5 protein-coding genes are annotated in these 4281 nt (G+C 59.7%); 2 read left to right on the plus strand and 3 right to left on the minus strand.

Translation table 11 applies throughout. The features are described 5' to 3' along the window. Window positions 1–265: 265 nt before the first annotated feature. The 3 genes from MIC448_RS10350 to MIC448_RS10360 form a co-directional block, all read right to left on the minus strand. A complete protein-coding gene (locus MIC448_RS10350; RefSeq protein ID WP_000376623.1) occupies window positions 266–766 on the minus strand; it encodes a GNAT family N-acetyltransferase in 501 nt (166 codons plus the stop codon). A 127-nt stretch (window positions 767–893) separates the two neighbouring features. Then, the gene (gene sul1 / locus MIC448_RS10355) at window positions 894–1733 is read right to left on the minus strand and encodes a sulfonamide-resistant dihydropteroate synthase Sul1 (RefSeq protein ID WP_000259031.1); all 840 of its coding nucleotides are present in this window, start codon (window positions 1731–1733) and stop codon (window positions 894–896) included. After that, the gene (locus MIC448_RS10360; protein WP_000679427.1) at window positions 1727–2074 is read right to left on the minus strand and encodes a quaternary ammonium compound efflux SMR transporter QacE delta 1; all 348 of its coding nucleotides are present in this window, start codon (window positions 2072–2074) and stop codon (window positions 1727–1729) included. The genes sul1 and MIC448_RS10360 overlap by 7 nt, the downstream gene beginning before the upstream one ends. Window positions 2075–2318: 244 nt before the next feature. Between MIC448_RS10360 and intI1 the strand changes: the two genes are divergently transcribed. Further along, window positions 2319–3332 carry a class 1 integron integrase IntI1 gene (gene intI1 / locus MIC448_RS10365; protein WP_000845048.1) on the plus strand — a complete coding sequence of 338 codons (1014 nt, stop codon included), beginning with the start codon at window positions 2319–2321 and terminating at the stop codon, window positions 3330–3332. Between the two features lie 284 nt (window positions 3333–3616). After that, a complete protein-coding gene (locus MIC448_RS10370; RefSeq protein ID WP_036299198.1) occupies window positions 3617–4249 on the plus strand; it encodes a recombinase family protein in 633 nt (210 codons plus the stop codon). Window positions 4250–4281 lie beyond the last annotated feature (32 nt).

The raw sequence follows: 4281 nt of genomic DNA on the forward strand, positions 1-4281 counted from the left end.
CGCCGACTACACCCTCAATTGCGAAGAGCCAGTTCAACTCAGAATAAGCAGGAGGAAAAACAGACCCGCAAACTGAAAATCGAGACATAATTCTGACAACAAGGGGTGGGTCAAAATTCAATGCAAATCCCGGGTCAAATTTGGGTGCAAATCAACAGATATCGACAACCTCTCGCGCAACCAAGACATCGCGGTCGGACTGCAAGTGATCTTGAAGCCACGGGCCCGTCCCACCCCGACATGGACCTCGATGCCCGAACGGACGTTAGATTTCGAGTTCTAGGCGTTCTGCGATGAAGGTTGGATCCCAGCCGGGATTGAAAGTGTCGACGTGGGTGAATCCGAGCCGCTCGTATAGGCCACGCAGGTTCGGGTGGCAGTCGAGCCGCAGCTTGGCGCACCCCTGCGTTCGCGCGGCATGGCGGCAAGCCTCGATCAGCGCGGAGCTGACACCCCGGCCCGCATGTGTCCGTCGCACCGCGAGCTTGTGCAGATATGCGGCCTCCCCCTTGAGGGCGTCGGGCCAGAACTCGGGATCCTCGGCCGACAAGGTGCAACAGCCGACGATGCCGTCGCTGCAACTCGCGACTAGGAGCTCGGATCTCAGGACGAAGGTCTCCGCGAATGTCCGGTCGATCCGCGCGACGTCCCAGGCGGGCGTTCCCTTGGCGGACATCCACGCCGCAGCGTCGTGCATCAGCCGCACAACCTCGTCGATATCACCCGAGCAGGCGACCCGAACGTTCGGAGGCTCCTCGCTGTCCATTCGCTCCCCTGGCGCGGTATGAACCGCCGCCTCATAGTGCAGTTTGATCCTGACGAGCCCAGCATGTCTGCGCCCACCTTCGCGGAACCTGACCAGGGTCCGCTAGCGGGCGGCCGGAAGGTGAATGCTAGGCATGATCTAACCCTCGGTCTCTGGCGTCGCGACTGCGAAATTTCGCGAGGGTTTCCGAGAAGGTGATTGCGCTTCGCAGATCTCCAGGCGCGTGGGTGCGGACGTAGTCAGCGCCATTGCCGATCGCGTGAAGTTCCGCCGCAAGGCTCGCTGGACCCAGATCCTTTACAGGAAGGCCAACGGTGGCGCCCAAGAAGGATTTCCGCGACACCGAGACCAATAGCGGAAGCCCCAACGCCGACTTCAGCTTTTGAAGGTTCGACAGCACGTGCAGCGATGTTTCCGGTGCGGGGCTCAAGAAAAATCCCATCCCCGGATCGAGGATGAGCCGGTCGGCAGCGACCCCGCTCCGTCGCAAGGCGGAAACCCGCGCCTCGAAGAACCGCACAATCTCGTCGAGCGCGTCTTCGGGTCGAAGGTGACCGGTGCGGGTGGCGATGCCATCCCGCTGCGCTGAGTGCATAACCACCAGCCTGCAGTCCGCCTCAGCAATATCGGGATAGAGCGCAGGGTCAGGAAATCCTTGGATATCGTTCAGGTAGCCCACGCCGCGCTTGAGCGCATAGCGCTGGGTTTCCGGTTGGAAGCTGTCGATTGAAACACGGTGCATCTGATCGGACAGGGCGTCTAAGAGCGGCGCAATACGTCTGATCTCATCGGCCGGCGATACAGGCCTCGCGTCCGGATGGCTGGCGGCCGGTCCGACATCCACGACGTCTGATCCGACTCGCAGCATTTCGATCGCCGCGGTGACAGCGCCGGCGGGGTCTAGCCGCCGGCTCTCATCGAAGAAGGAGTCCTCGGTGAGATTCAGAATGCCGAACACCGTCACCATGGCGTCGGCCTCCGCAGCGACTTCCACGATGGGGATCGGGCGAGCAAAAAGGCAGCAATTATGAGCCCCATACCTACAAAGCCCCACGCATCAAGCTTTTGCCCATGAAGCAACCAGGCAATGGCTGTAATTATGACGACGCCGAGTCCCGACCAGACTGCATAAGCAACACCGACAGGGATGGATTTCAGAACCAGAGAAAGAAAATAAAATGCGATGCCATAACCGATTATGACAACGGCGGAAGGGGCAAGCTTAGTAAAGCCCTCGCTAGATTTTAATGCGGATGTTGCGATTACTTCGCCAACTATTGCGATAACAAGAAAAAGCCAGCCTTTCATGATATATCTCCCAATTTGTGTAGGGCTTATTATGCACGCTTAAAAATAATAAAAGCAGACTTGACCTGATAGTTTGGCTGTGAGCAATTATGTGCTTAGTGCATCTAACTTTGTTTTAGGGCGACTGCCCTGCTGCGTAACATCGTTGCTGCTCCATAACATCAAACATCGACCCACGGCGTAACGCGCTTGCTGCTTGGATGCCCGAGGCATAGACTGTACAAAAAAACAGTCATAACAAGCCATGAAAACCGCCACTGCGCCGTTACCACCGCTGCGTTCGGTCAAGGTTCTGGACCAGTTGCGTGAGCGCATACGCTACTTGCATTACAGCTTACGAACCGAACAGGCTTATGTCCACTGGGTTCGTGCCTTCATCCGTTTCCACGGTGTGCGTCACCCGGCAACCTTGGGCAGCAGCGAAGTCGAGGCATTTCTGTCCTGGCTGGCGAACGAGCGCAAGGTTTCGGTCTCCACGCATCGTCAGGCATTGGCGGCCTTGCTGTTCTTCTACGGCAAGGTGCTGTGCACGGATCTGCCCTGGCTTCAGGAGATCGGAAGACCTCGGCCGTCGCGGCGCTTGCCGGTGGTGCTGACCCCGGATGAAGTGGTTCGCATCCTCGGTTTTCTGGAAGGCGAGCATCGTTTGTTCGCCCAGCTTCTGTATGGAACGGGCATGCGGATCAGTGAGGGTTTGCAACTGCGGGTCAAGGATCTGGATTTCGATCACGGCACGATCATCGTGCGGGAGGGCAAGGGCTCCAAGGATCGGGCCTTGATGTTACCCGAGAGCTTGGCACCCAGCCTGCGCGAGCAGCTGTCGCGTGCACGGGCATGGTGGCTGAAGGACCAGGCCGAGGGCCGCAGCGGCGTTGCGCTTCCCGACGCCCTTGAGCGGAAGTATCCGCGCGCCGGGCATTCCTGGCCGTGGTTCTGGGTTTTTGCGCAGCACACGCATTCGACCGATCCACGGAGCGGTGTCGTGCGTCGCCATCACATGTATGACCAGACCTTTCAGCGCGCCTTCAAACGTGCCGTAGAACAAGCAGGCATCACGAAGCCCGCCACACCGCACACCCTCCGCCACTCGTTCGCGACGGCCTTGCTCCGCAGCGGTTACGACATTCGAACCGTGCAGGATCTGCTCGGCCATTCCGACGTCTCTACGACGATGATTTACACGCATGTGCTGAAAGTTGGCGGTGCCGGAGTGCGCTCACCGCTTGATGCGCTGCCGCCCCTCACTAGTGAGAGGTAGGGCAGCGCAAGTCAATCCTGGCGGATTCACTACCCCTGCGCGAAGGCCATCGGTGCCGCATCGAACGGCCGGTTGCGGAAAGTCCTCCCTGCGTCCGCTGATGGCCGGCAGCAGCCCGTCGTTGCCTGATGGATCCAACCCCTCCGCTGCTATAGTGCAGTCGGCTTCTGACGTTCAGTGCAGCCGTCTTCTGAAAACGACATTTGAACCGGGAACCTTCCCTTTTTGGCTAGGCGTGAAACAATGGTCATTTTCCCTATACCCAAAATGACCAGGAGGCCCGCATGAAAGTCGCACGCATCTACCTGCGCGTGAGCACGGAGGAACAAGACCTAAGCCGGCAGGATGCCATCGTGGAGAGCACGAAGGCGGCCGGCTTTTACGTCGCCGGCATCTACCGCGAGAAAGCCAGCGGCGCACGCGCCGATCGCGCCGAGCTGCTGCGCCTGATTGCCGACCTGCAACCTGGTGAAGTCGTGGTTGCGGAGAAGATCGACCGAATCAGCCGCTTGCCGCTGGCCGAGGCCGAACGCCTGGTGGCCTCGATCCGGGCCAAGGGCGCCAGGCTAGCCGTGCCTGGTGTGGTGGATTTGACGGAGCTGGCCGCCGAGGCGAAGGGCGTGGCCAAGGTTGTTCTGGAATCCGTCCAGGACATGCTTTTGAAGCTGGCGTTGCAGATCGCACGCGATGACTACGAGGATCGGCGCGAGCGTCAGCGGCAAGGCGTGGAGCTGGCCAAGCAGGCCGGCCGCTACACCGGCCGTAAGGCCGACACACTGGCGCATGATCGGATCATTGCGCTGCGCACTGCTGGGCATAGCATCGCGGAAACGGCGAAACTGGCCAGGTGCAGCGAAAGTCAGGTCAAAAGAGTGTGGGCATTGCACAAAGCCGTGGCGTCAAAGCGTACAGGTTGATGACGCGCGGATGGTATCGGCCCAAGGCAATA

The organism is Microbacterium sp. C448 (assembly GCF_000582705.2).
Taxonomy (GTDB): Bacteria; Actinomycetota; Actinomycetes; order Actinomycetales; family Microbacteriaceae; genus Microbacterium; species Microbacterium lacus_A.

What these genes read in the sequence shown, in the direction of transcription:
- sul1 (WP_000259031.1), bottom strand. Translation starts at nt 1,733, where the DNA reads ATGGTGACGGTGTTCGGCATTCTGAATCTCACCGAGGACTCCTTCTTC.
- MIC448_RS10370 (WP_036299198.1), top strand. Translation starts at nt 3,617, where the DNA reads ATGAAAGTCGCACGCATCTACCTGCGCGTGAGCACGGAGGAACAAGAC.
- intI1 (WP_000845048.1), top strand. Translation starts at nt 2,319, where the DNA reads ATGAAAACCGCCACTGCGCCGTTACCACCGCTGCGTTCGGTCAAGGTT.
- MIC448_RS10350 (WP_000376623.1), bottom strand. Translation starts at nt 766, where the DNA reads ATGGACAGCGAGGAGCCTCCGAACGTTCGGGTCGCCTGCTCGGGTGAT.
- MIC448_RS10360 (WP_000679427.1), bottom strand. Translation starts at nt 2,074, where the DNA reads ATGAAAGGCTGGCTTTTTCTTGTTATCGCAATAGTTGGCGAAGTAATC.